Source organism: Cupriavidus sp. 01T418 (genome assembly GCF_056398885.1).
The window spans coordinates 23584-48869 of the sequence record NZ_JBFTQG010000019.1 but is presented as its reverse complement, the minus strand read 5'-3'; the positions used below and the strand labels follow the sequence as shown (position 1 = coordinate 48869).

The 25286-nt window shown below is 63.5% G+C and carries 23 protein-coding genes; 7 read left to right on the top strand and 16 right to left on the bottom strand.

The annotated features are described in order from the left end of the window. The first annotated feature begins 15 nt into the window (after positions 1–15). Positions 16–2412 carry an FUSC family protein gene (locus AC1DQ3_RS19330; RefSeq protein WP_477121764.1) on the top strand — a complete coding sequence of 799 codons (2397 nt, stop codon included), beginning with the start codon at positions 16–18 and terminating at the stop codon, positions 2410–2412. Positions 2413–2421: 9 nt separating this feature from the next. Here the strand turns inward: AC1DQ3_RS19330 and AC1DQ3_RS19325 are convergent, their stop codons facing one another. Then, positions 2422–3768 carry an ABC transporter ATP-binding protein gene (locus AC1DQ3_RS19325; protein WP_477121763.1) on the bottom strand — a complete coding sequence of 449 codons (1347 nt, stop codon included), beginning with the start codon at positions 3766–3768 and terminating at the stop codon, positions 2422–2424. A 110-nt stretch (positions 3769–3878) separates the two neighbouring features. Further along, positions 3879–5633 carry an ABC transporter permease gene (locus AC1DQ3_RS19320; protein WP_477121762.1) on the bottom strand — a complete coding sequence of 585 codons (1755 nt, stop codon included), beginning with the start codon at positions 5631–5633 and terminating at the stop codon, positions 3879–3881. Between the two features lie 321 nt (positions 5634–5954). Here AC1DQ3_RS19320 and AC1DQ3_RS19315 point away from each other — a divergent pair, with 321 nt between their 5' ends. Then, positions 5955–6227: an acylphosphatase gene (locus AC1DQ3_RS19315; RefSeq protein ID WP_477121761.1), complete on the top strand. Its 273-nt coding sequence runs from the start codon at positions 5955–5957 to the stop codon at positions 6225–6227. A gap of 28 nt (positions 6228–6255) precedes the next feature. Here the strand turns inward: AC1DQ3_RS19315 and AC1DQ3_RS19310 are convergent, their stop codons facing one another. From AC1DQ3_RS19310 to rpe, 8 genes are all read right to left on the bottom strand, one after another. Further along, positions 6256–7053 (bottom strand): uracil-DNA glycosylase, encoded by a 798-nt coding sequence (locus AC1DQ3_RS19310; protein ID WP_477121760.1) that lies wholly within the window; start codon positions 7051–7053, stop codon positions 6256–6258. Between the two features lie 51 nt (positions 7054–7104). Continuing rightward, positions 7105–7746, bottom strand: a complete 642-nt coding sequence (locus tag AC1DQ3_RS19305) for a CYTH domain-containing protein (RefSeq protein ID WP_477121759.1) — start codon at positions 7744–7746, stop codon at positions 7105–7107. 20 nt (positions 7747–7766) lie between these two features. Further along, positions 7767–8570, bottom strand: a complete 804-nt coding sequence (gene trpC / locus AC1DQ3_RS19300) for an indole-3-glycerol phosphate synthase TrpC (protein ID WP_477121758.1) — start codon at positions 8568–8570, stop codon at positions 7767–7769. Positions 8571–8617: 47 nt separating this feature from the next. After that, complete coding sequence (trpD, locus tag AC1DQ3_RS19295) at positions 8618–9655, bottom strand: anthranilate phosphoribosyltransferase (RefSeq protein WP_477121831.1); 1038 nt, start codon at positions 9653–9655, stop codon at positions 8618–8620. Between the two features lie 56 nt (positions 9656–9711). Further along, positions 9712–10281, bottom strand: a complete 570-nt coding sequence (locus AC1DQ3_RS19290; RefSeq protein ID WP_477121757.1) for an aminodeoxychorismate/anthranilate synthase component II — start codon at positions 10279–10281, stop codon at positions 9712–9714. Between the two features lie 23 nt (positions 10282–10304). After that, the gene (gene trpE, locus AC1DQ3_RS19285) at positions 10305–11822 is read right to left on the bottom strand and encodes an anthranilate synthase component I (RefSeq protein WP_477121756.1); all 1518 of its coding nucleotides are present in this window, start codon (positions 11820–11822) and stop codon (positions 10305–10307) included. Positions 11823–12227: 405 nt separating this feature from the next. Next, a complete protein-coding gene (gph, locus tag AC1DQ3_RS19280; RefSeq protein ID WP_477121755.1) occupies positions 12228–12992 on the bottom strand; it encodes a phosphoglycolate phosphatase in 765 nt (254 codons plus the stop codon). Continuing rightward, positions 12989–13690: a ribulose-phosphate 3-epimerase gene (rpe, locus tag AC1DQ3_RS19275; RefSeq protein WP_477121754.1), complete on the bottom strand. Its 702-nt coding sequence runs from the start codon at positions 13688–13690 to the stop codon at positions 12989–12991. Before rpe ends, gph begins: the two co-directional genes overlap by 4 nt. 144 nt (positions 13691–13834) lie before the next feature. Here rpe and apaG point away from each other — a divergent pair, with 144 nt between their 5' ends. Continuing rightward, positions 13835–14209, top strand: a complete 375-nt coding sequence (gene apaG / locus AC1DQ3_RS19270) for a Co2+/Mg2+ efflux protein ApaG (RefSeq protein ID WP_477121753.1) — start codon at positions 13835–13837, stop codon at positions 14207–14209. A 22-nt stretch (positions 14210–14231) separates the two neighbouring features. Here the strand turns inward: apaG and AC1DQ3_RS19265 are convergent, their stop codons facing one another. Beyond that, entirely contained in the window at positions 14232–14435 is a 204-nt protein-coding gene (locus AC1DQ3_RS19265) for a hypothetical protein (RefSeq protein ID WP_477121752.1), read from the bottom strand. Positions 14436–14562: 127 nt separating this feature from the next. On the opposite strand from AC1DQ3_RS19265, the gene mltA reads away from it, so the two are divergent. Beyond that, positions 14563–15732: a murein transglycosylase A gene (gene mltA / locus AC1DQ3_RS19260; RefSeq protein WP_477121751.1), complete on the top strand. Its 1170-nt coding sequence runs from the start codon at positions 14563–14565 to the stop codon at positions 15730–15732. A 37-nt stretch (positions 15733–15769) separates the two neighbouring features. On the opposite strand, the gene paaK is transcribed toward mltA, so the two are convergent. From paaK to AC1DQ3_RS19240, 4 genes are all read right to left on the bottom strand, one after another. Then, a complete protein-coding gene (paaK, locus tag AC1DQ3_RS19255; RefSeq protein WP_477121750.1) occupies positions 15770–17071 on the bottom strand; it encodes a phenylacetate--CoA ligase PaaK in 1302 nt (433 codons plus the stop codon). 72 nt (positions 17072–17143) lie between these two features. Then, positions 17144–17587, bottom strand: coding sequence for a hydroxyphenylacetyl-CoA thioesterase PaaI (gene paaI / locus AC1DQ3_RS19250; protein WP_477121749.1), 444 nt, complete (start codon positions 17585–17587; stop codon positions 17144–17146). A 30-nt stretch (positions 17588–17617) separates the two neighbouring features. Further along, on the bottom strand, positions 17618–18421 hold the full coding sequence (paaG, locus tag AC1DQ3_RS19245; RefSeq protein ID WP_477121830.1) for a 2-(1,2-epoxy-1,2-dihydrophenyl)acetyl-CoA isomerase PaaG: 804 nt from the start codon (positions 18419–18421) through the stop codon (positions 17618–17620). A gap of 576 nt (positions 18422–18997) precedes the next feature. After that, on the bottom strand, positions 18998–19189 hold the full coding sequence (locus AC1DQ3_RS19240; protein ID WP_477121748.1) for a hypothetical protein: 192 nt from the start codon (positions 19187–19189) through the stop codon (positions 18998–19000). Between the two features lie 178 nt (positions 19190–19367). Here AC1DQ3_RS19240 and AC1DQ3_RS19235 point away from each other — a divergent pair, with 178 nt between their 5' ends. From AC1DQ3_RS19235 to AC1DQ3_RS19225, 3 genes are all read left to right on the top strand, one after another. Next, on the top strand, positions 19368–20531 hold the full coding sequence (locus tag AC1DQ3_RS19235; protein WP_477121747.1) for a dsDNA nuclease domain-containing protein: 1164 nt from the start codon (positions 19368–19370) through the stop codon (positions 20529–20531). Next, on the top strand, positions 20528–21007 hold the full coding sequence (locus tag AC1DQ3_RS19230; RefSeq protein WP_477121746.1) for a hypothetical protein: 480 nt from the start codon (positions 20528–20530) through the stop codon (positions 21005–21007). The genes AC1DQ3_RS19235 and AC1DQ3_RS19230 overlap by 4 nt, the downstream gene beginning before the upstream one ends. Before the next feature lie 170 nt (positions 21008–21177). Beyond that, positions 21178–22782 carry a hypothetical protein gene (locus AC1DQ3_RS19225; protein WP_477121745.1) on the top strand — a complete coding sequence of 535 codons (1605 nt, stop codon included), beginning with the start codon at positions 21178–21180 and terminating at the stop codon, positions 22780–22782. Positions 22783–23064: 282 nt separating this feature from the next. Here AC1DQ3_RS19225 and AC1DQ3_RS19220 read toward each other — a convergent pair whose 3' ends face one another. After that, the gene (locus AC1DQ3_RS19220) at positions 23065–25254 is read right to left on the bottom strand and encodes a KAP family P-loop NTPase fold protein (protein WP_477121744.1); all 2190 of its coding nucleotides are present in this window, start codon (positions 25252–25254) and stop codon (positions 23065–23067) included. Positions 25255–25286: the final 32 nt, after the last annotated feature.

Here is a 25286-nt window from a genome sequence, read left to right as displayed (position 1 = left end):
ACCCCACGCCCCCACATGGAATACGCGCACGACGCCCGCACCTTCGTCTATTCGCACTACGTCTATCGCGGGCTGCGCTCCGCGACCGGGGTGGTCGGCGCCGCGCTGATCGCCATGCAGTTCGTGGACCTGCCCACCGCCATGGTGGTGTCGATGGGTGCGCTGTGCACCAGCCTGATGGACCTGCCCAGTCCGTTCAGCCACAAGTTCAACGAGATGCTGGCCAGCGTGCTGCTGTGCACTGCGGTGACCTTGCTGGTAGCGATGGCCACGCCGTTCCCGCGCGTGATGCCGCTGGTGCTGGTGCTGGTGACCTTCATGGCCGGCATGATGACGGTATATGGCAACAAGACCCTGCCATTGCAGTTCGCGGCCTTGTTCGTCATGACGCTCACCATCAACGAGGATTTCGTGGTGCGGCGGGCGATCGAGCATACCTTGTCGTTCGGCATCGGCGCGGTGGCCTACATGGCCTACGCGATGGCGGTGAGCTGGGCCACGCAGCGGCGCACCAAGCAGCAGGTGCTGGCCGAATCGCTGTACGAGATGGCCGGCTACCTCGAGATCAAGGCGGGCTTCTACGACGCCGGCAATGACTACGACGCGTTGTTCAACCAACTGGTGCGCCAGCAGATCGTGGTGGCCGAACGCCAGCAGGCTGCGCGCGACCTGGTGCTGCGGGGCAACACCACGACCCACGACGGGCTGCTGGTACAGGTCCACTTGCGCATGCTGGACCTGTACGAGTACATCCTCTCCACCAATACCGATTACCCGTTGCTGCGCCAGACCTTTGCCGGCACGCCGGTGCTCGACCACCTGGGCCGGCTGGTGCAGCTGATGTGCAAGGATGTGGAGGGGATCGCCTACGACATCACGCGTGGCCGGCCCTCCTACGCCACTGTGGACTACCGCCAGGCGTTGCGCGCCGTCGAGCACGAGATCGCGCAGCTGCGCCATCACCACATCAACCCTGCAGCGATGACGGCAGTGGCGGAGACGCTCGACATGATCAAGGGCGCCATCGTGCTGGTGGAACAGCTGCACGAGGCCTCGCGCACGCCGGTGGAGCCCAACAAGGTGCTGCCCTGGGCCGACATGACGCCTTTCCTGACGCGCCAGCGCTACGAGCTCAAGGTACTGCGCGACAACCTGAACTGGAAGTCGCCGGCCTTCCGCTTTGCGCTGCGCATCACCATGGCGGTGGGCGCGGGGCTGTGGATCGCCGATCACCTGCCGTATGTCTCGCACAGCTACTGGATCCTGCTGACCATCATCGTCATCCTGAAGCCCAATTTCAGCATGACCAAGCAGCGCTACAACGATCGCCTGATCGGCACGCTGATCGGCTGCGTGATCGCGGTGGGCGTGCTCAAGGTCGTGCACCAGCCGCTGATCCTGCTCGGCGTGCTGTTCCTGGCGCTGGTGGCGAGCACGGCGTTCGTCACCATCAAGTACCGCTATACCGCTGTCGCCGCCTGCGTGCAGGTGCTGATCCAGATCAACCTGCTGATGCCGGGCAGCCCGACGGTAGCCGGCGAACGGCTGATCGATACCGTGATCGGCGGGCTGATCGCCTCGGTGTTCAGCTTCGTGCTGCCCAGCTGGGAGTACCGCGCACTACCCGCGCTGGTGGAGAACGTGCTGCAGGCCAACCGCCGCTATATCGCCGCCACGCGTGACCTGCTGCTGCGCGTGGCCAAGGACGATTTTGCCTACCGGGTGCAGCGCAAGCAGTTCATGGACAGCCTGTCCGCGCTGATCGGGTCGTTCCAGCGCATGCTCGACGAGCCCAAGAGCCGGCATCGCGCGGTGGACAACCTGAGCCGCTTTATCGTGCAGAACTACCTGGTGGCGGCGCATGTGGCCGCGGCACGCGTCCAGGCGCGCCAGCACTACGGCGAACTGGATTTGCCGGCCGCCGAGGCCGCCATCCGCCAGGCGACCGATGCCGCCATTCACAGCCTGCAGCTGGCCAGCGAACGGCTGGGCGAGGACGACCGCGCGGGCGGGCGCGGCGCGGGATTTATCCGATCGGCGAAGGCCAGGCCGCCGGTGAAGGAACCACAGGCGGCGGGAATGGCCTGCGAGAGCGGCCGCCACGACAGCGCCGCTGCCGCGATGGGCACCGCCTTCGCCAATGCGCCACCCGCGGGGGAAGAGGCCAGTGAGCGCCGCGCCCGCCTGGCCGATTCGGCCGACCGGCGCCGCGCCGATGTGCTGGTGCAGGCCGCTGCATCGGGCGAACTGAGCCGCGCCACCAGCGAAGCCGGCGGCGTCAGCAGCACGGCCAGCTCGACCGGGCGCACCGCCAATGCCATGCTGGAGCGCCGCCTGCGCGCGTTGCGCGAGGACACCGCAAAGATCGCGCTGCGTACCGGCGCGATCGGCCGCGCCATGCGTGAGCGCTAGGCCTCGCGATCAGGACTGGGCTTCAGCGCCCGGCGCAGGTTGCTCTTCGCGCGGCAGCGTCAGCATGCCGCTGTTATAGCTGTATTCATACACCTCGCCATAGCGTCCCCATTCGATGGCGATGGTCAGCACCCGCTCGGCTTCCTCCGGCTTGAGGAAGTCCTGGAGTTCCCGCAGCACGTGTACTTCGCGGATCTCGCCGTCTTCGGATTGTTCGAGTTCGCGCCGGATATTCGCGGCGAGTGCCACGTGTTGCAGCAGTTGCTTGCCGAACAGCACCTTGCGTTCGGGCGGCTCCGTTTCGTAGTAGGCGCGGCCGAGGTCGGTGGCGCTGATGTCGCCGCGCTCGATGGTCGCCAGCTGCAGCAGGTGCAGCGCTTCGCAGGCGGGCAGCAGGTCATCGTCGGTGAGCCCGGCATCCTCGGCCAGGTGCGGCAGGTCGGCGCGGCCGAAGAAGGGCGCTTCGCAAAGCAGGTCGAGAATGGCCTCCATCTGGCTGATGTCGGCATCCGGCAGGCGGTAGCCAATGTCCTGCGCGGCCGCAAGTGCGGGCACGCGGGGCTCGAGCGCCGCGGGCGACGTCATCAGCGTGTAGACCTCGTCGATCAGCCCGCGCACTTGCGACGAGTCGCGGTTGCGCGGGCGCGGGAACGGGATCTTCACCTCGGCGCGGATGCGGCCCGGGTCGCTCGACAGGATCACGATGCGGTCGGCCATCATGACCGCCTCTTCGATATTGTGCGAGACGATCAGGATGCATTTGATATTGGTGCGGCCATCCTCCCACAGGTCGAGCATTTCGTCGCGCAGGGTCTCGCCGGTCAGCACGTCGAGCGCGGAGAAGGCTTCGTCCATCAGCAGCAGGTCGGGCTCGGTCACCAGCGCGCGGGCAATGCCTACGCGCTGGCGCATGCCGCCGGAGAGTTCGCGCGGCAGCGCGCTGTTGAAGCCCGACAGGCCGATCATGTCGATCGCCGCCTCGGCCCGGCGGCCACGCTCCTCCTTGTGCACGCCTTGGGCTTCGAGCCCCAGTTCCACGTTTTGCTGCACCGTCAGCCACGGAAACAGCGCGAACGACTGGAACACCATGGCGATGCCTTCGGCGGTGCCGCGCAGCGCCTGGCCGCGAAAGCGCACCTCGCCACGGTCGGCGCCCACCAGCCCGGCCATGATGCGCAGCAGGGTGGACTTGCCTGAGCCGGACTTGCCCAGCATGGCGACGATCTCGCCACGCTTGAGTGTCAGGTCCACGCCTTCGAGCACCGCGCGGTCGGTGCGGTCCGCGGTGCGGAAGATCTTCGAGACGCCGCGCAGTTCGATGACGGGTTCGACTGCGTCTGCGGTGCTGCTTGCCATGATGAAATTCCGTTCAGGTCCAGGCTTCGAATAAGCAAATAAGCGAATAGGCGAATAGCGAATACGCGATTGTGCGATTGTGCGATTGTGCGATTGTGCGAACGGGCGGCTCAGAGACGCGTGCGTTCCTGTGCGAGGAGGTACAGGCGGTTCCACAACAGGCGGTTGAAGCCCACCACGAACACCGCCATCACGCCGATGCCCAGTGCAATGCGGGGGAAGTCGCCCTTGGCGGTCATCTCCGCGATATAGCTGCCCAGGCCGGTGGCGACCAGCGTGCGGTCGCCCCAGGTGACGTATTCGGACACGATACTCGCATTCCATGAGCCGCCGGCTGCCGTCACCAGGCCGGTCAGCAGGCTGGGGAACACGGCCGGGATCAGGAAGCGCTTCCACAACAGCCAGCCGCGCAGGCCAAAGTTGCGCGCCGCCAGCTTGAGTTCGGTGGGGATGCCGGAGGCGCCGGCAATCACGTTGAACAGGATGTACCACTGCGTGCCGAAGATCATCAGCGGGCTCAGCCAGATCTCGGGATTCAGCCCCAGGCGCACGATCAGCATCACCACCAGCGGGAACATCAGGTTGGCAGGGAAGGCGGCCAGGAACTGGGCCACCGGTTGGACGATGCGCGCCACCTTGGGATTCAGGCCGATGCGGATGCCGATCGGCACCCAGATCACCGCCGCCAGCGCGATCAGCACGATCACCCGCACCATCGTCAGCGAACCCAGCCACAGCACATGGCCAACCTCCGCCCAGCCCACCTCGGTGCGCACGAAATGCATCACGCGATACAGGGCTGCCACCGCGATCAGGATGATGACGAGGTTGCCCAAGCGCTCGAACCACAAGGCGCGCCGGCTATCGTTGACCTTCGGTGCTACCGTCTTGCGGCCCGAGCGCCAGGCCAGCGTGCGTTCGGCCAGCGCCGCCGTGCGGCCCAGCAACCTGCGAACCCATTCCGAGCGGCGCAGCAGGTTGAGCAGCCACGATTCCGGCTCGGTTTCCTGCGCCATGATCTCGAAGCGGAAGCGGTCGGCCCAGGCGATCAGCGGCCGGAACAGCAACTGGTCATAGAGCACGATGCCGATCAGCATGGCCAGGATGGCCCAGCCGATCGCCGCCAGGTTCTGCTGCTGGATCGCCAGCGCAATGTAGGAACCGATGCCCGGCAGCCGGATGTCGTTGCCCGATACCGAGATGGCCTCGGATGCGACCACGAAGAACCAGCCGCCGGACATCGACATCATCATGTTCCACAGCAGGCCCGGCATGGCGAACGGCACTTCGAGGCGCCAGAATTTCTGCCAGGCCGAGAGCCGGAACATGGCCGCTGCTTCCTGCAGGTCGCTCGGGACCGTGCGGATCGACTGGTACAGGCTGAACGCCATATTCCAGGCCTGCGAGGTGAAGATGGCGAAGATGGCGGCGCACTCGACCCCGACCAGGCTGCCCGGAAACAGCGCGATGAAACCGGTCACGGTGATCGACAGGAAGCCCAGCACCGGGATCGACTGCAGGATGTCGAGCGCCGGTACCATTATTTTTTCGGCGGTGCGGTTCTTGGAAGCCAGCGCCGCGAAGGCGAACGTGAACAACAGCGATGCCAGCAGCGCCACCAGCATGCGGATGCTGGTGCGCATCAGGTAATAGGGCAGGTAGGCGATATCCAGGTGCACCACCATCGGCTCGCCGGGCTGGTAGGGCACGCTCATCTGCCGGGCGGCAAAGGCTACCAGCACGATCACCGCCAGGATGATGGGCAGCAGCGCCAGGTCGAAGCGGTTCGGCGGCGCGGTCAGCAACTGGCTGGCGTAGCCCCGGAGAGTGACCGAGCTGGCCTGGTTGTGTTCGGCTTGCTGCATTATCTTGGCAGTGGATTGTTGGCTGAGCTTGCCAGGGCGGAACCGGCTGGTCCCGGGACCTGCATGAATCGGATCGGTGGCGCCGGCCGGCACCTGCGCTCGCGCTGCACTGGTGTTGGCGGCGAGCCGGATTTCAGGGGCAGCGGGCGCCTGGCGCAGCGTAGCAGGTTCGTCGTGCGTGCGGCTGTGCTGTCGGCGTTACCTGCGTCGGACTGCCCTTACTGGTAACGCTTGGAAAGGCAGTCTAGTTTACATGTGATGCGTGTCACAGCCGTTTCAGCGTGCGCGCGGGGCGTGGCCGGCGTGGCAAGGGGAACCCAGATGGAAACATGGCACATCGTGGTCAAGGGGCGGGTGCAGGGCGTGGGTTACCGCGCGGCCTGCGCCGGGCAGGCCGGCGCGCTTGGCGTCAACGGCTGGGTCCGCAACCGGCGGGACGGCTCGGTCGAAGTGATGGCCTACGGGCCGCCCGAGCGGCTGGAGGCCCTTTGCACCTGGATGCGGCGCGGGCCACCCGCCGCGCAAGTCAGCGCCCTGGTGGCGCTACGCGGCGAGGGCGAGTTCGACGATTTCGACTGCCTGCCGACCGAATAGACCGAATAGACCGAACAGGGTGTGAGGGTCAGGTGGCGCGCCAGTCCACCGGCGCGGTGCCGTGCCGTTGCAGCCAGTCATTGGCCATCCGGAAATGCCCGCAGCCCAGGAAGCCCCGGTGCGCCGAAAGCGGCGACGGGTGTGGCGCTTCCAGCACGCAGTGCGAGCCGGCCAGCAAGGGCTTCTTGGCCTGGGCGTGGCTTCCCCACAGCAGGAAGACGAGTTTGGGACGTGCGGCCGACAACGCCTGGATCAGGCAATCGGTCACCGCTTCCCAGCCGCGCCTGGCGTGGCTGGCGGCTTGGCCCTGTTCCACCGTGAGCACGGTGTTGAGCAGCAGCACGCCCTGGCGCGCCCAGCCTTCCAGGTTGCCGGAGGCGGGAGCTGCCGTGCCGCTATCGCCATATTCCGCGGCGATTTCCTTGAAGATATTGCGCAGGCTGGGTGGCACGCGCACGCCATCCGGCACCGAGAAGGCCAGGCCATGCGCCTGCGGGATCTCGTTGCCGTTGACCACGCCGGTGCCGTGGTAAGGATCCTGGCCGAGGATCACCACCTTGACGGTCTCCGGCGGAGTCAGGTGCAAGGCATGGAATACCTCGTGCGGAAAGACCGGCTTGCCGCTGGCACGTTCGCCGTCGACAAAGGCGGCCAGCGCCTGCCAGCCGGCCGTGTTCATGCAGGGGGCCAGCAATTCGCGCCAGGCCGCAGGCAGTGCCGCGGCTTGCGCAGCCAGGCTGGCGGCGGCCGGGGCGGGCGCGGTGGCGGCTTCGGCAACGGCCGGGGCTGCGAACAGGTCGGCCTGTGCGCTGGTGTGCTTGCTCATGCTGGAGGGATACCTGGTTCTTGTTGGGAGTGAGGAGGCGCGAGCGCTACATCAGGCGCGGCTGGCTCCGGCGGCAAGCCGGTAGCCGCGCGCGGCCTTGCTCTGGTCGGACGGCGCAAGGGGCGCGACATGCTGCAGGCGCCGCGCCAGTGCGCGTAGCGCGGCCTCGGCTTGTTGCTGAGAGTGTGCTTGCCCGTCTTCGCCCGGGAGCCACTCCAGCTCCAGTTCCCGGATCGCCTCTTGCGCAGCGCTTGCCGGCGCTGAAATCGTGCCGACATCGAGTGCCGCCTCGATGCGAACCCCGTCCTGCTCAACCAGCCAGGTACGCCGCGCGAAGTCGGTACGGAATACCGGGGCCAGCGTCGCAGCCAGCGGCGCCAGCAAGGCGCGGGCCTCGGGCGGGAAGGCATCGAGTTCGATGGCTTCGGCCGCCACCTGGGTTTCCCATTCTTGGCGGGCGGCCAGCCCGGCCTGGCTCTTGCCAGCGGTCTTCAGCGTCTGCAGCCATTGCTCGCCGCGGCGGCGCAGCCGCAGGGCGGCACGGGCGGCCGCCAGGTCGCGCGCGGGGGTGTCGAGGTAGACGTTGAGCAACGTGTGCTCGCCACGGGCTTGCCCTTGCGCGTCCAGCCAGGCCGCAAGCGCCGGCATGGCACCGTCCGGCACCGCCAGCTTCAGTTCGATTTCCTGGGCCATTTCGTGTCCGTGTTTCCCGTTCAGGCGAACAGGCGTGCCAGCTCGACACCGGGGTCGGGCGCGCGCATGAAGGCTTCGCCCACCAGGAAGGCGTGCACATTGGCGTCGCGCATGCGCTGCACGTCGTCCGGGCCAAGGATGCCGGATTCGGTCACCACCAGGCGGTCCTCCGGGATCCTCGGCAGCAGGTCCAGCGTGTTATCGAGCGTGACCTCGAAGGTGCGCAGGTTGCGGTTGTTCACGCCCAGCAGCGGCGTCTTCAGGCGCAGCGCGGCGTCCAGTTCGTCGCCGCCGTGCACCTCCACCAGCACGTCCATGCCGAGTTCGTGCGCGCAGGCTTCCAGCTCGGCCATCAGGCCGTGGTCGAGCGCGGACACGATCAGCAGGATGGCGTCGGCGCCCCAGCTGCGCGCTTCATAGACCTGGTAGAGGTCGATCATGAAGTCCTTGCGCAGAGCGGGCAACGGGCAGGCGCCGCGGGCACGCTTGAGGAAATCGGCGTGGCCCTGGAAGAAATTCACGTCGGTCAGCACCGACAGGCAGGCCGCGCCGTGGCTGGCATAGCTCTCGGCGATGGCTTCGGGCACGAAGTTCGCGCGCAGCACGCCCTTGGAGGGCGAGGCTTTCTTCACCTCGGCAATCACCCCGGCGTTGCCGGCGGCGATCTTCTCGCGCAGCGCGCGTTCGAAACCGCGCGGCGCCAGGCCGGGTTCGGTGCGCAAGCTCTCGGCCTCGGCGCGCAGGCTGGGCAGGTCGCGCTTCTTGCGCGCGGCGTTCACTTCGTCGGCCTTGACGGCCAGGATCTTCTGCAGGATATCGGACATGCGGTAGTTCTCTCGCTCGGCTGATTTGCTCGACGGACTGGGGCGGCTTACTTGAACTGCTGGGTGGCGCGCACGAACTGGTCGAGCTTCTCGCGTGCCGCGCCGCTGGCGATGGCTTCGCGGGCGCGCCGGATGCCGTCCTCGACCGAACTGGCCACGTTGGCGGCATACAGCGCGGTGCCGGCGTTGAGCGTGACAATCTCGCGCGGCGTGCCGGGCACGTCGGTCAGCGCTTCGAGCAGCATCTCCTTGGATTCTGTCGCATCGGCCACCTTCAGGCCACGATTGGAGATCATCTGCAGGCCGAAGTCCTCGGGGTGGATCTCGTATTCGCGGACCTCGCCGTCCTTCAGCTCGCCCACCAGCGTGGCAGCGCCCAGCGACACTTCGTCCATGCCGTCCTTGCCGTAGACCACCAGCGCATGCTTGGCGCCCAGGCGCTGCATCACGCGCACCTGGATACCGACCAGGTCGGGGTGGAACACGCCCATCAGGATATTGGGCGCATCGGCCGGGTTGGTCAGCGGGCCCAGGATATTGAAGATGGTGCGCACGCCCATTTCCTTGCGGATCGGCGCCACGTTCTTCATGGCCGGGTGATGGGTGGGCGCGAACATGAAGCCGATGCCGGTCTGCTCGATGCACGCGCCGACCTGTTCCGGCGTCAGCATGATATTGACGCCCAGCGCTTCGAGCACGTCGGCGCTGCCGGACTTGGAACTGACGCCGCGGTTGCCGTGCTTGGCAATGCGTGCGCCGGCGGCAGAGGCCACGAACATCGAGGCCGTGGAGATATTGAAGGTATGCGAGCCGTCGCCGCCGGTGCCGACGATGTCGACGAAATTCTCGCGGTCCTTGACGGAACCCAGGGGCACCTTGTTGGCGAACTCGCGCATGACTTGCGCCGCCGCGGAGATCTCGCCGATGGTTTCCTTCTTGACGCGCAGCCCGGTCAGGATGGCGGCGGCCATCACCGGCGATATCTGCCCCTGCATGATCTGCCGCATCAGGTGCAGCATCTCGTCATGGAAGATCTCGCGGTGTTCGATGCAGCGGGTGAGGGCTTCCTGCGGGGTGATGGACATGGCGGTCTCGGTCTTGTCGTTTGAGGGAACGGGCGCGTTGGGTGTATCGAGCAGTCTCATCGGGGCGCCTTGATGAAGTTGGCCAGCAGCGCATGGCCATGCTCGGACAGGATGGATTCGGGGTGGAACTGCACCCCTTCAATGGCGAGCGTCTTGTGGCGCACGCCCATGATTTCACCATCGGGTGTCCAGGCCGTCACTTCAAGGCAATCCGGCAAGGTCTCGCGCTCGATCGCCAGCGAATGATAGCGCGTCACGTCGAAGTGCCTGGGCAGGCCGGCGAAGACGCCTTCCTGCGTGGTCTCGATGCGGCTGACCTTGCCGTGCATGACCTGCTTGGCACGGATCACCTTGCCACCGAAAGCCTCGCCGATGGCCTGGTGGCCCAGGCACACGCCCAGCATCGGGATGCGGCCGGCAAAGTGCTGCAGCGTCGCCACGGAGATACCGGCTTCCTTCGGGCTGCACGGGCCGGGCGACACGCAGATATGGTCGGGCTTGAGCGCCTCGATTTCTTCCAGCGTGATTTCGTCGTTGCGGTAAGTGCGCACGTCGGCGCCGAGTTCGCCAAAGTATTGGACGAGGTTGTAGGTAAACGAATCGTAGTTGTCGATCATCAGCAGCATGGCGGTCCCCTGTTCCCTTACCTTTAGATATCCGAATCCAGTCCGTCCTGGACCTGCTCGGCGGCGCGGATCACGGCGCGCGCCTTGGCTTCGGTTTCCCTCCATTCGGCTTCGGGGTCCGAGTCGGCAACGATGCCGGCGGCGGCCTGCACATAAAGATTGCCGTCCTTGACGATGCCGGTGCGGATGGCAATGGCGAGATCCATCTCGCCGCCGAAGGACAGGTAGCCCACCGCGCCGCCGTAGATGCCGCGCTTGCGCGGCTCCAGTTCATCGATGATCTCCATCGCGTGCACCTTGGGCGCGCCCGACAGCGTGCCGGCGGGGAAGGTGGCGCGCAGCACGTCCAGGTTGCTCATGCCGGGCTTGAGCGTGCCTTCCACGGAGCTGACGATGTGCTGCACGTGCGAGTATTTCTCGATCACCATCTGGTCGGTGACCTTGACCGAGCCGGTCTCGGCGATGCGGCCGATATCGTTGCGCGCCAGGTCGATCAGCATCACGTGCTCGGCGATTTCCTTCGGGTCGTTGAGCAGCTCGGTGGCAAGCTGCGCGTCCTTCTCCGGCGTGTTGCCGCGCGGACGGGTGCCCGCCAGCGGGCGGATGGTGACGATGTGCTCCTCGCGCTGGTCGCCGTTGCTGCCCACCCGGCGGCTTTCCTGCCGCACCAGGATCTCGGGCGAGGCGCCCACGATCTGGAAATCGCCGAAGTTGTAGAAATACATATAGGGCGACGGATTCAGCGAGCGCAGCGCACGGTACAGCGACAGTGGCGAGTCGCGGTACGGCTTGACCAGGCGCTGGCCGATCTGCACCTGCATCATGTCGCCGGCCATGATGTATTCCTTGGCCTTGTGCACGGCAGTGAGGTAGTCAGCCTTGTCGAATTCGCGGTAGACGTCGGTCTGCACCGAGGGGCTGGTGACCGGCACGTCCACCGGCTGGCGCAGCTTCATGCGCAGCTCGCGCAGGCGCTGGCGGGCGCGGGCATAGGCCTCGGGCGTGGTCGGGTCGGCGTAGACGATCAGGTAGAGCTTGCCGGACAGGTTGTCGATCACCGCCAGCTCTTCGCACAGCAGCAGCTGGATGTCGGGCAGATTCAGATCGTCCGGCTTCTGCGTGCCGGCGAGCTTCTTCTCGATATAACGCACGGCATCGTAGCCGAAATAGCCGGCCAGGCCGCCGCAGAAGCGCGGCAGGCCGGGGCGCAGCGCCACCTTGAAGCGCTGCTCGAACTCGGCGATGAAGTCGAGCGGGTTGCCTTCATGGGTTTCCACCACGCGGCCGTCGGTGACCACCTCGGTGCGCATGCCGTGGGCGCGCAGCAGGGTGCGGGCGTGCAGGCCGATAAACGAGTAGCGTCCGAAACGCTCGCCGCCCACCACGGATTCCAGCAGGAAGGTGTTGAGCCCGCGCGTTTGCGACTGCGCCAGCTTGAGATACAGCGACAGCGGCGTTTCCAGGTCGGCGAAAGCCTCGGCGATCAGCGGAATGCGGTTATAGCCCTGCTCGGCCAGCGATTTGAATTCCAGTTCGGTCATGTCGATCCTCTTGTGCTGCGGCGCCTGCGTATCAGTATGGCGCACGCCGCGATGTCGGCAACTTGGGGCTGGAAGGTCGTCAGACCCGCCCCGGAGAGACCATGGCGCGGACGAGTGTCCACGCACGGCCGGGGTGGGCGTGCAGCGCGTTCGGGTGACACCGGCGCAAGGGCTGGGATGTCGGGCGGCTGGAAAATCGGTGAAGGTCCGGCAACCTGCCGGTCTGGCCGGCCCCATCCTGGTAACAATGCATCGCGGGGATGCCGGGAAGGGGGCGGTCAGGAGACTCGCGAACGCACTTTACGCCTGTTGGGAGGCGCGCCAGCGACGCCAGGGCCAGGCCTGCCGATCACTGCCAGAAGAGATGCGTTTGCGGTTCAGGAACATGAAATCGTGTTCAGCGATTTATGGTTTGGATGGGTTTGGATGTTCTGCGATGCCTGCCCGGTGTGCTGCAAACAGCTCGGCGGCGCAGGCAATGGAATCGACTATACCATCGGCGTCGACGCCTTGTACAGGATTGCCGTGGTTGTAGCCGTAGGGCACAAGCAGCACGCCCATGCCGGCCGCGCGGGCTGCCTGGGCATCGTTCTCCGAGTCGCCGATGGCGGCGATTTCGGCCGGTTCCAGCCGGAATGCCTCGGCCACCTTGAGCAGCGGCAGGGGATCCGGCTTGCGCAGGGCAAAGGCGTCGCCGCCGTAGACCAGCTCGAAGAAGCGGCCAAGACCGGTCCTGGCGAGCAGCGGCTCGGTGAAGTTGTGCGGCTTATTGGTCACGCAGGCCAGTCGGAGACCGGCCGTCTTCAGCGCCGCCAGCCCCTCGGTCACACCGGCATAGATCTGCGAGAACTGGCCGTTGATGCGCAGGTATTCCCGGTCGTACAGGGCCAGTGCATCGGCGAACATCCCGTTGGCGCGGGCCGGCGAGAAGCGCGCGTCGAGCACGCGCCGGATCAGGTTTTCCGAACCCTTGCCGACGAAGCCGACGATCTGCTCCTTGTCCATCGGCGCGGCGCTGCCGAGCTGCGGATGCAGATGGACCAGCGCCTTCAGCATGGCGTTGACCGCGGCATGGAAATCTCCCGCGGTGTCCACCATGGTGCCGTCGAGGTCGACGATGACGGCGCGGATGCCGCGCCAGTCGGTGCGTACCAACGGCGCCACGCTCATTGGCCGGCCTTGGCCAGTTCGGCGCGCATGGCCGACAGCACGCCCTTGTAGCCGCCGTCCGCGTCCGGCTTGCTGAATACCGCCGATCCGGCGACGAAGGTGTCGGCGCCGGCCGCGGCGATCTCCGCGATGTTGTCCACCTTCACGCCGCCGTCCACTTCCAGCAGGATGCGCCGTCCGGTGCGCTCGGCGTAGGCATCGATGCGCGCGCGGGCGGCACGCAGCTTGTTGAGCGTCTCGGGAATGAAGGACTGGCCGCCGAAGCCGGGGTTGACCGACATCAACAGGATCACGTCGATGCGGTCCATCACGTGGTCCAGGTGGTGCAGCGGCGTGGCCGGGTTGAACACCAGGCCGGCCTGGCAGCCGTGTTCGCGGATCAGCGCCAGCGAGCGGTCGATGTGATCGCTGGCCTCCGGGTGGAAGGTAATGATATTGGCGCCGGCCTTGGCGAAGTCAGGGATGATGCGGTCCACCGGGCGCACCATCAGGTGCACGTCGATCGGGGCGGTCACGTGCGGGCGGATCGCCTCGCACACCAGCGGGCCCACGGTCAGGTTCGGCACGTAATGGTTGTCCATCACGTCGAAATGGATCCAGTCGGCACCGTCCGCGGTCACGCGCCGCACTTCCTCGCCCAGGCGGGCAAAGTCGGCGGACAGGATGGACGGGGCGATGCGGTAGGTGGGCGTGCTCATGGCGGGGCTCGGAGGAGGGTGCTTCAAGGGGAAGCCGGTATTTTACCCTCCCCGCGCGAGGCGACTCGCGGCGGCTTTGCTTGCCGCCCCCGGAGCCTTGCCGCACAATGCGGCTACCCTGATCCCGCCTGCGATGTGCCGACAATGAGCGAATACGCGTTTTCCGTGGCCGTACGTACCCAGTACCTGCCCGACCAGTCAGACTCCGAGCGCGGGCGCCATGCCTTCGCCTACACCATCACGATCCACAATACCGGCGAGGTGGCGGCGCAGCTGATCTCGCGCCACTGGGTCATTACCGATAGCGACAGCGGCACCCAGGAAGTGGCTGGCCTTGGCGTGGTGGGGCACCAGCCGCTGCTCAAGCCGGGCGAGCATTTCGAATACACGAGCTGGGCCACGATCTCGACGCCGGTGGGCTCGATGAAGGGAGAGTATTTCTGCGTGGCCGAGGACGGCCATCGCTTCGAGGTGCCGATTCCGGAGTTTGCGCTGGTCCTGCCGCGCATGCTGCACTGAGAGAGCGCCGGCGGCGCGGAACCTATTGGCCCGGCGCGCGGTCCTGATCCTGCTGGGCGCTGTCCTGACCGGCGCGGGAAGGATGATCGTCCGGCGCGCGGCTGGGGCGCGGGTTTTTCTTGGCCGTGCCCATGGTCCAGACCACGATAAAGATCAGCAGGAAGAGCGCCAGTCCGGCCTCGAGGGCGAACAGCAGCATGGGATGGGCTTCGAAAAACTTGCTCATGACAGGGCGACAGGGCGACAGGGCGACAACGGTGGGCATTGTAGGCCATTGGCCGCCGCGGCTGGCCGCGCTCCTCCCGGCGACATCCGGCGACATCCGCGACAAGCTGAGTTTTCATCCAATCAAGATGGCATACCTGCATTCGTTTTTCCGCTTTCCCTTTTCTTCCTCCCGGCCCTTGCCCGCGCAAGCTCGCACGGCCACCGGCGGGCGCCGGCCCGGCTGGCTGGGGCTGGCCGCCGCGGCCACGCTGCTGGCCGGCTGCATGAGCGGCCCGCCGCCCCGCATCGAGGGCCCCGGCACGCGTCCCGTGACGCCGCCGACCGTTTCGAGCCAGAAGGGCGTGCTGCAGGCAGCCAGCTGGGGCGAGATCGGCGGCTGGGGCCAGGACGATATGCGCGCCGCCTGGCCGGCGCTGCAGGCCAGCTGCCAGGCCTTGAAGAAGCGCGCCGAATGGAACCGCGTCTGCGCGCTCGGCCTGATGGTCGATGCCGGCGACATGGATGCCATGCGCGCCTATTTCGAATCCAACTTCCAGCCCTTTCGCGTGGTCAATGGCGATGGCACCGACAGCGGGCTGATCACCGGCTACTACGAGCCGATCCTGCACGGCGCGCGCACGCGCCAGGGCCAGTACCAGATTCCGCTGTATCGCAAGCCGCCCCAATGGGGCAACCGGCCGCTGCCGGCGCGCGGCGAACTGCTGCAGAACCCGGCGCTGCGCGGGCATGAGCTGGTCTGGGTGGACGATCCGGTGGAAGCCGCTTTCCTGCAGATCCAGGGCTCAGGCCGGATCCGCTTGCAGGACGGCAGCATCGTGCGGGTGGGATTCGGCGGCACCAACGACCAGCCGTTCCGCTCCTTCGGCAAGTGGCTGCTCGACCGTGGCGAGATCACGCCGGCGCAGGCCACCATGCAGGGCATCAAGGCCTGGGCGCGGGCCAATCCGGGCCGCGTCGAGGAGATGCTCAACGTGAATCCGCGCTTTGTCTTTTTCCGTGAGCTGCCGTCCAACAATGACGGCCCGGTCGGCGCGCTGGGCGTGCCGTTGACCGCGGAGCGTTCCATCGCGGTCGATCCCGCGACCATTCCGCTGGGCGTGCCGGTCTTCCTTTCCACCACGCGGCCGCTTTCCACCGAGCCGATCCAGCGCCTGATGTTCGCGCAGGACACGGGGTCCGCCATCAAGGGCGGCGTGCGCGCCGACTTCTTCTGGGGAGCGGGTGATGCTGCCGGGGAGACCGCCGGCCGCATGAAGCAGGGCGGGCGGATGTGGGTGCTGATGCCGCGCAGCTAAGCTCCTCAGGCCGGCCATCGTGGCCGGCCAGCTTTCTTTAGCGCGGCCGCTGGTCGACGATGCGCCGCGCCTTGCCCACCGAACGTTCCACGCCGCCGGAGGGCAGGATCTCGATGCCGACGGTGACGCCGATATACGCCTTGATGTCGTAGGTCAGCTGCTCGCTGGCCTGCTGCATGCCAGCCGGATCGACGCCACGCGCGCATTCCACGCGCACGGTCAGCACGTCGAGATGGCCGTCCTTGGTCAGCACGCACTGATAGTGCGGCGCCAGCTTCGCGTGTTTGAGGATCAGCTCCTCGATTTGCGAAGGGAACACGTTGACGCCGCGGATGATCATCATGTCGTCCGAGCGGCCGGTGATCTTTTCCATGCGGCGGAAGGCCGGACGGGCGCTGCCGGGAAGCAGGCGGGTGAGGTCGCGGGTCCGGTAGCGCACGATCGGCAGCGCTTCCTTGGACAGCGAGGTGAAGACCAGCTCGCCGAACTCGCCGTCGGGCAGGACTTCGCCGGTGACGGGATCGATCACTTCCGGATAGAAATGGTCTTCCCAGATGGTCGGACCGTCCTTGGTCTCGGCGCACTCGTTGGCCACCCCCGGCCCCATGACTTCCGACAGTCCATAGATATCCACCGCCGAGATGCCCATGCGCTTCTCGATGGCCAGGCGCATCTCGGGCGTCCAGGGCTCGGCGCCGAAGATGCCGACCTTGAGCGAAGTGGACGCCGGATCGATGCCCTGGCGCTCCAGCTCATCCGCAATGGCCAGCATATAGCTGGGCGTGACCATGATCACTTCCGGCTTGAAATCCTGGATCAGCTGTACCTGCTTCTCGGTCTGGCCGCCACCGAAGGGAATCGCGGTGAGCCCCGCCTTTTCCACCCCGTAGTGCGCGCCAAGGCCGCCGGTGAACAGCCCGTAGCCATAGCTGATATGCACCTTGTCGCCGCGCCGCGCCCCAGCCGCGCGGATCGAGCGCGCCATTACCGTGGCCCAGGTGTCGATGTCCTTCAGTGTATAGCCCACCACCGTGGGTTTGCCGGTCGTGCCCGACGAGGCATGGATGCGCGCCACCCGGTCCTGCGGCACGGCGAACATGCCGAACGGATAGTTGTCGCGCAGGTCCTGCTTGGTGGTGAAGGGAAAGCGGGCGAGGTCGGCCAGCGTCCGGAGCAGGTCTGGATGCACGCCGGCGGCGTCGAACTTGGCACGGTAGACCGGCGAGTTCCGGTAGGCGTGGTTGAGCGACCATTTCAGGCGTTCCAGCTGCAAGGCCTGCAATTCGTCGCGGCTGGCGGTCTCGATCGGCTCGAGCGGCAGATCTGTGAGGCGCGTCATAGTGTCTCCTGCGCGTAGGGGCTTATATCGTTATGCGTCCATGTCGAATCCGGAACCCGGCCGATGCGGGATTCACGCCGGTTCCGGCGGAGCCACCACATGCCCCTTGATCTGGGCGGACTTGCCGCGGAACATCGCCACTACCTCGCCGGCGCGGTTGCTTACCCGGATATCGTAGATGCCATGCCTGCCCGACAGGACCTGTTCGGTGGCTTCAGCAGTCAGCAAGTCGCCGCCGTGCACGGGTTTGAGGAATTCAATGCTGCAGCCCGCCGCCACCGTATTGATATTGTGGCTGTTGCAGGCGAAGGCGAAAGTGGAATCGGCCAGTGTGAACATCAGGCCGCCGTGGCAGATGCCGTGGCCGTTGAGGAATTCCTGCCGTACCGGCATGGACAGGCGCGCGTAGCCCGGACGTACTGCCTCGAGGGTAATGCCCAGCCAGCGGCTGCAGGTATCGGCTTCGTACATGCTGGCGGCGGCCGCTTCGGCGAGGGCCTGGGGATTGTGGGTCAAGCTGGTCTCCTGTCGGGGGTGGGGCCGGCCTTAACGGCCGGTGAAGCGCGGCGCGCGCTTTTCCAGGAAGGCGTTCACGCCCTCGGCATAGTCATGCGACGCGCCCAGTTCGCGCTGCAGGTCGCGTTCCAGGTCCAGCTGGGCGTCCAGTCCCTGGCTCGCGCCGGCATGCATCGCTTGCTTGATGGCCGCCAGCGCGCGCGTTGGCTGGGCCGCCAGGTGGGTGGCCATTGCCAGCGCCTGCTCAGGTAGCAGGGGATCGTCCATGGCTTCCCAGATCAGCCCCCATTTTTCGGCGTCTTCCGCGCTGAGCTTGTCGCCCGTCATGGCCAGGCCCATGGCGCGCGCCATGCCGACGCGTTTGGGCAGCAGCCAGGTGCCGCCGGAATCCGGAACCAGTCCGATCTTGACGAAGGCCTGGATAAAGCTGGCCGAACGCGCCGCCAGCACCATGTCGCAGGCCAGGGCCAGGTTGGCGCCCGCGCCGGCCGCCGTGCCGTTGATGGCGGCGATCACAGGCAGCGGCAGCTTCTGCAGGCGCCGGATCAGGCGGTTGAACCACACGTCGATCAGTTCGCCCAGGTCCGTCATCGCACCGGGCGTGAAATCCAGGTCGGCCAGATCCTGCCCCGCGCAGAAACCGCGCCCCGCGCCCGTCAGCAGCACGGACCTGGCGCCGCCGGCCTCGACGTGGTCAAGCGCCTGCTGCAGCGCGGCGTGCATCTCGCGGGTGAAACTATTGAGTTTGTCAGGGCGATTGAGCGTGATGACTGCTACCTGGCCGTGCCAGGCGAGCAGTATCGGGCCGGAAGTCAGGCTGACTTGTGGGGGCATTTCTGGCATCTTCTTCTCCTGCCATGTCGGTGAGCCAGGTCTGGCGGTGCGCCGTCGTGGCCGCATCCTTATATAGGGAGGATACGTGGCGCCTCTTAAATAAACCGACCAGTCGGTCGGCAAATGGTAGCACTAATTTCCATGCGCGAGTTGTCGCGTGCCACGTTAGCTCAGAGGATTGCCACCGTCTTCAGAGCATTGTGCCAATTAAGACCCTTTCGATCAGGGTTTACTCGGGATACGATCTAGCGGAGTCTCGGCTCCCTGTGGAGGGGAATTGTTCGCCCAAGAATCGAGTGTTTGCTGTGGCGAGGAGCGGACGGTACCCGAGGTTACAACCGAAGCAATGTAGAAGATGTGGCTGGCCGACCGACACTTCGCATCATGGGTATCGACGTTGATGCTCGTGCCCTACGGGAGCGGTACTACCTTACTGAAGTGCGCGTTGTGGTCGGTGATGAATCGGTTAGCTACCTGAGGAGACGAGGTCGAATGGCCGAATGGGTCGGCCACGGTCGTTGCCGTCGCCGGCCGCTACCGGCCAGAACGGCCGCCGGATCGGACGGCGGCAACCGGCTAGAAGCAGACCGCCAGGATCGCCACTTGGACGTCCGCTTCATAGGCGGGTTGCGGAAGTTGAGCGGCAGTCGCCGACCGCAGCATGCGGCGGCCATGCGGCTGCCCATCACTGGTCCACTGACGCGCAACAAGGTTGTTCAGAATTTCGACTGCAACAAAAGTCCAATGACTGTATATTTGTACAGTCATGAGAACTCATCCCGTTATCCCCTTGAAGGCTCTTCGCCCCCAGCGGGGGCGAGGGAACATGGTCGTCTCACGCCTGCCCCCCCTTCCGTCCCGACGGCACGGAGAATGGGATGGTGCTACATACGCAAATCTGTTAAAAGTAGCCCCCACGGCAGGCAGGCAGACCAGAGAAGAAGCCTTGAACATAATCCATGACAAAACGCCGCGGGAGACCGTCGGCCGTGAGACCACCAACCGTTTTCGAATGCAATTTCAAGCTGCGGCGTTTGCAGCTCTGGAGATCCTTAGCGGTAAGGATGTGGAGCGCGTTTATTGCGATTATCACGATGATTTTGTCGTGCGGCACAACGTCGGCGGTTGCATCGAATATCACTTCTTCCAGGTCAAGACTAAAGGCCGAGCCAATCAACAGTGGAAGGTTGACGAGATTTTCTCGCTGAAGAAGAAAGGAAAACTCGACACCGAGGAAAAGCTGACGGCGATCCGCGACAGCATCGCAGGCAAGCTTTTCGTGCATACGATTGAGTTTGGGGAGCAGTGCCGAGAGGTGACCGTTCTTAGCAATGTCCACTTTCAAGATGACGTTTTCGAGGTTCAAGACCACCTTAAGGTCGGAGCGTCGAATCGTGCGTACATCACGCAATTCATCAAAAAGTTCGGCGAAATTTTCTCGCCTGGCGTACCTCTGTCCGAAGACAAGTTAAAGGCCGCAACGTCGAAGCTGTCTCTCGTGCAGGTTTCCCATCTGGGTGAAACGCTCGAACCGTTTGCTGACGCGGCGCGAAACGCAATTTGGAAGCATAGTGAGATTGACCTGCATAAGCACGAGATCGACGAGATAGCAAACAGTCTCGTCTCGCTGGTTGAGTCGAAATCCTGTGCACCAATCAGCGGCCTCACCAAAGACAAAATCGACCTCGTTACGGGCGTTGGACTTGATGACCTACTGGAGGTGCTGAGCATCTCCACTGCGGTTTACAGGAACTTGCTTAGCGGAGGCGACCCCGGAGCAATCAAGGCAGCCTCCATATTGCAACGCCAACTGAAGGACGCTGGTGCGCCAGATAGCATGATTGAAATTGCATCTCGTGCAAAGGTTTCTTGGGATGTCTGGCTTCGCACAGCCCGTCACACGTTCGCTGAATTCGACCTTGAACTGCTGCTCAGCGACATCGACGCCAGATGTAAGGCGTGGATTTTGAGCGGCAGCATACTTGGGGACCTTCGAGCAACGATCGATGAAATGCTAAAATCAGATTTAGCCGGGAAGTTTCCGCCGCTAAGCGTTGACCTTTTGCTCGGTGGTTTTTGTGCGTCAATTGTTCGAAGGGCCACGCGATGAATACCGCCGAATTCTTTGATGAAGCGACAAGGCTCAATCTCCGACTGGACCTTCCGGCCGAGCTGTCGGTTCCTGCGCATTCGTTAAACAACGAGGCATTGTTTCAGTTGCCTCTTTTGGCGATGACTATTCTGGCAATAACTAAGGGAGCAGCAAAACCCCTGCTGCCGGAAATTGGCCAACTGGTCGGCGAGTGCCTGGAACGTACTGTGCCCGGCTTTAAGGGGTCATCGCAAGACATCGGCTGGTCCGGGAATTTGCGCATCCGGACCATTAAAGCGCTGACATTCCTGGAAGCTACCAGACAGATCATCGTCGACAAACGCACGCGGCGTATTTCTGCTACTGAGCTTGGCAAGAAAGTCTACCAAAGCGCCATTGCTGGCGAGAGCCCGTTGGCCATGTCCATGGAAACTATTGAACTCAGCTACCAGTACATAAGAGATGAGGCTCGAGTCAGGGGGGAAGTCAATTGAGGTTGAGGTCACTCAAAGTTGAGCCGCTCGGACGGAACGGCTGGGAAAGCCCGCTACTCGAATTTGGGCGGCGGACTACGCTCATCTTCGCAAGGAACGGCAGCGGCAAGACACCGGTCATTCAATCGCTAGCTGCTAGCCTTGGATTCCCGCCACGGTTTCGCGATGAAATGTTCAGCAAGTGCGCGGCAGTAACACTGGAGGCTGAGAATGGAGGTGAGCCGTTCGTCATTCACCGCATTCTTGGAACCAACAATCGCGACTTTTACGCGACCTTGACTTATCGGGGCGAGGAATCCGAGCACTTCGACGAGGGCTCGTTCTCGCTGGCGCTCTTTGAAGCCCTTGGTCTGGAGCCTCCTCGACTCGTATCGAACAAAGGGGAGGCTGTACAACCCTATATATCAACCGTCCTGCCTGTTTTCTACCTGAATCAGGGTGATGGCTATACCGCAGCCTACAAATCGGCCAACCCGTTTATTGTGGACCAGTTCGTCGAGATGGTCCGCTTCGTGTTTGGCCTGAATCCCAAGCATTCATTCGACGTCAAAAGAAATCTCATTGAAGAAAAGGCGGCGCTGGAGGCACAGACCCGAAAGATCGTTGCTGCGCAGCGCGTATTTGAATACCAATCTCGGGGTGTCGACGATAGCCCTGCCAATCAAGAAGTGCTTGAGCGCCGTGCAACGGACCTAACCGCTCAAATTGGCGCCCTGCGCGACTCCGTCGATGCAAGGGGCACCGCGAGTTCCACCCTAACCGAAATTCTTCGGCAAAAAGAGCAGCAGATACGGTCAAAGCAAATCGAACTTTCTGACCTTCAAAGTCGCGCTTCGGGAATTGACGCTATTCGAACCGAGATTGAAGGCGAGGTTAAGACGCTCGGTCTCAATGAGGAGGCCCGTCGAGTGTTCTCCTCGTTTGGTGAGATTTGTGGTGCCCCAAACTGCGGCCTCTTCATCGGCAGCACTGAGTCGTATGGCAAAAATCTCCTATACCTTCGCGACCAAATCAAAGACCTTGACCGAAATGCGGTGCGGGCGGAAATGCGAATTGAGCAACTCGAAGAGGTACTGAAGGACCTGCGCGCGGAGCGCCAGGTGCTGGTTGATAAACTGGACTCGCCGGCAACGACCGGCGTCGATCAGTTGGTGACCGCAGTGCAAGCGCTGACGAAACAGCTGGTGGAGGTTCAGTCCGAGGTCGGACGAATTGGAGCGCTCAATGAAGAGCGCTCCAAGCTGTTCAAGTTCGAAACGGAGCGATTGCGCATTCAGGACCGCATCGACAGCCTCTCCAACAGCGGGCGCGCCGACATTGAATTCAACAAACTGCGTCTCCATCTCCGCGAGTTAGCCGTCAAGTGGATGGACATCCTGGACACGAAGAACGTGTCCAGGAACGTCGAAGTTGACTTGGAACTACGGTTCAAGTTCAACGGCGAGTCGCTGGACCTCTTTTCGGGTAGCACGAAGATCCGCCTAGTGTTGGCTATCCACGCCGCGCTATTTGAGGCGTACATCTCCGAGCCTTCCCGACCATTCAGGTTCCTCATTCTGGATACCCCGAAACAGCAGGAACTCCATACCGAGGATCTCGCCAAGTACCTGACCCACCTTGAGAACCTTTGCGCGGCGAAGGATGCCCAGCTCATCCTTTCGTCCACGGAGTACGACCATCCGACCGGACAGCAAGATATGCGCTGGCTGCCGATGTACAAGGGACAGGACCACCCGATGTATCTGGGAACAAGTGCCGATTTCCTCGGTAACTAAGCATGCCAGTAGTCAGACTGGCCGGACTGTAAGTCCAATGTCTGACTGGCAGCAATTGTCTGCTTAGTAGTCGTCGAAGGGCCAACGTTGACCGGTTGAATCCACAGCCAGTTTGAGTCATCCTGCTCCTAACCCTGGATGACTGAGTCGACCCGATTCTCTGCCGTTCGCCTACGACTAGGCGACGGCAGATGTCGGGCCAGGATGAGACATTCGATCATGCGCAGTTTTCAATCCTGGCTTCCGCGACTGCATCCGCCGGAAAAGGTAGGCGAATGATTTCTACTTGGACGATGGTGAATCACCAGCGCGTCTCAATCCTTTTAGTCGAAGGGACTGGGCTCCGATTGCGTTCGATAACTCAGGCGACGTAATGTGAGACGTTAGCCACAAATACTCACCCCTTATAGCCGAAGAGTTGATTCGGTCGGCAAGCGCTTGTGCGTCTTCCACGAGACCATACTCGTCCGGCGCGTCGAACGGGCTGTTTTTTACATGGCGCGAAAGGAACCTCCGCAACCCTTCGTCGGTGGAGCAAATCTTGTTCACTGCGGCGTACACCTCCTCAAACGCGAAATTCAACTGAGCGAAGCGGTAGAGTATCGCGTGCATCCTCGGCTCTTTGGCGAGCGTGCCTAAGGAGATGGAAGTCCTGACCCTATCCGACCAAGATGCGAGCGCCTCGTCGACTACTCTGCCGTCGCCGACTAGTTGGGCCTCCGCGGCCTTGACCAGATCCGGCCGCACGATCCATTTTCCTTGCTCGGCGGCTGCTTCGAGCAGCACGCTCCCCGATATGGATAGTGGAGCTTTGGCAATGATCAGTTTAAAGATATCGTTCTGGGTTGTTGGACCCCCCCTCCTCACGAGCCGCGCTAGGACCTTGGCAAAGAGTTCCGCTAGATCTCTTGTCAGTCCCAAAGCAGACTGGGCGAGCGTGGCGCGCTCGACAAGGACTACCGAACACCCCATCGCATCCGGTGCAGCGCACGAGGGAAGGTAATTGTGAATCCACTCGAGCAAGAAAGTCAGCTCGGGGAGCTCGATGTTCGCAATCGCCTCGGCAAGAAGCTTTGGCTGCTGCAGTTTCTTGTGAATGTCGCTCGCTTCCGGAACGCTTTCAAGGGACATCATGCGGAAATAGCGCGCCAGCCGATCGGGATCAGCTATGTGTAGTTCGTCCTCGGGTACGCGATCGTGTTTTCGGAAATCATCAGGAAATAGGAACTCGCAAGCCTTGGCGGCTACTGTCAGGTCGGGCTCCTGTTTAGGAAGATACTTCGCCCACGCGGGTTCATCGCTTTCCCGGTCGGCCTCAAGCTGAGCCCACCGAGCCCAATCAAAGTCCTCATCTTCGAAGCCAGAGTCGCCGCGGAACGCATGTCCTGTGAAGTCAGTTGGGTGGCAGTGCACGCTTTCGCGGATCTGCGGAAAGCGCTGTGAGATGGCCTCAAACACAAGAACGTCCGTGACGTTCACCTCGTTTCTGGTAGCCGGAAGGCTTAGCATAAGCCGATTCATAAGCCGGACGACATCCCTCGGATGCCGAGCGAGTCGCGTAAGGAGGCCTACCGCCTTCGGGTAGCCGGATGCTTCGAAGTCTCGGAGCTCGATGTTAAGAGTCAAGAACAGGGCCTGTAGCTGCTTGTCTACGAAACTCCGTAGTTGGTATTCAAACAGCGGTGGGATCGGGTACGCCACCTGGACAATTTTCTCGAGATACGACTGGCCTGGAGCGGCATTACCGTTCCCAAGAGCCGCTGCCACAACATCACGATCATAAGCTATAAGGTAGGTCGTCCTCGGAAAGTCGGCGACTGCTTTGATTGCCTGGACCAGCGTACGGATCTCGTCCGCAGGAAGCCGATCGACGTCGTCTACAATTACCACTATTGGGCGATTTAGATCGCGCAAGGCTTCGGCGACCTCCGCCTTCTTTTTTGCGAGATCCAGTGTCGGAAGCAATTTCTTGACGTCGCTGAGCGCGTCGCCCGCTTCCTTCGTGGCGTCGGCGGCCGTATCGGCGATCTCCGCAATGTCCTCTGCGATATTCCCCGCAAACGCGGTTCCCGGCACATACTTGAGGTACTTGAAATGCCTGATAAGTCCGATGTACCCGAGGAGCCTCTCTCCGGCCTTGATTGCTTTCGCTGGGGAGCCTGAATCCAGGTTGATCGCGGCGGCGATCTGCGTTACCAGCGCGTCGATGAGCGCTCCAGTGTTGCTGACCATCCAAGGGTTGAAGTCAACGACAATCGCTTTCGTAGCTGCGTCGCTGCACGCGGCCAATTCTGTCTTCACGAAGCCGATTATTGTGCTTTTTCCAGTTCCCCATCCGCCTTCGATTCCCACGACTAAGCCGTCACTTGCGCTAACTGAGAGGAGTGCCTTAGCGAGGTGTCTCGCAAATTGCGTGCGTCCGAGTGCGTCAAGTTCGGCGGGACGGTCTGGACTGTAGGTTGGCATTGTCATGCTCACTCATTGGTCAATTTTGGCTCTTACCA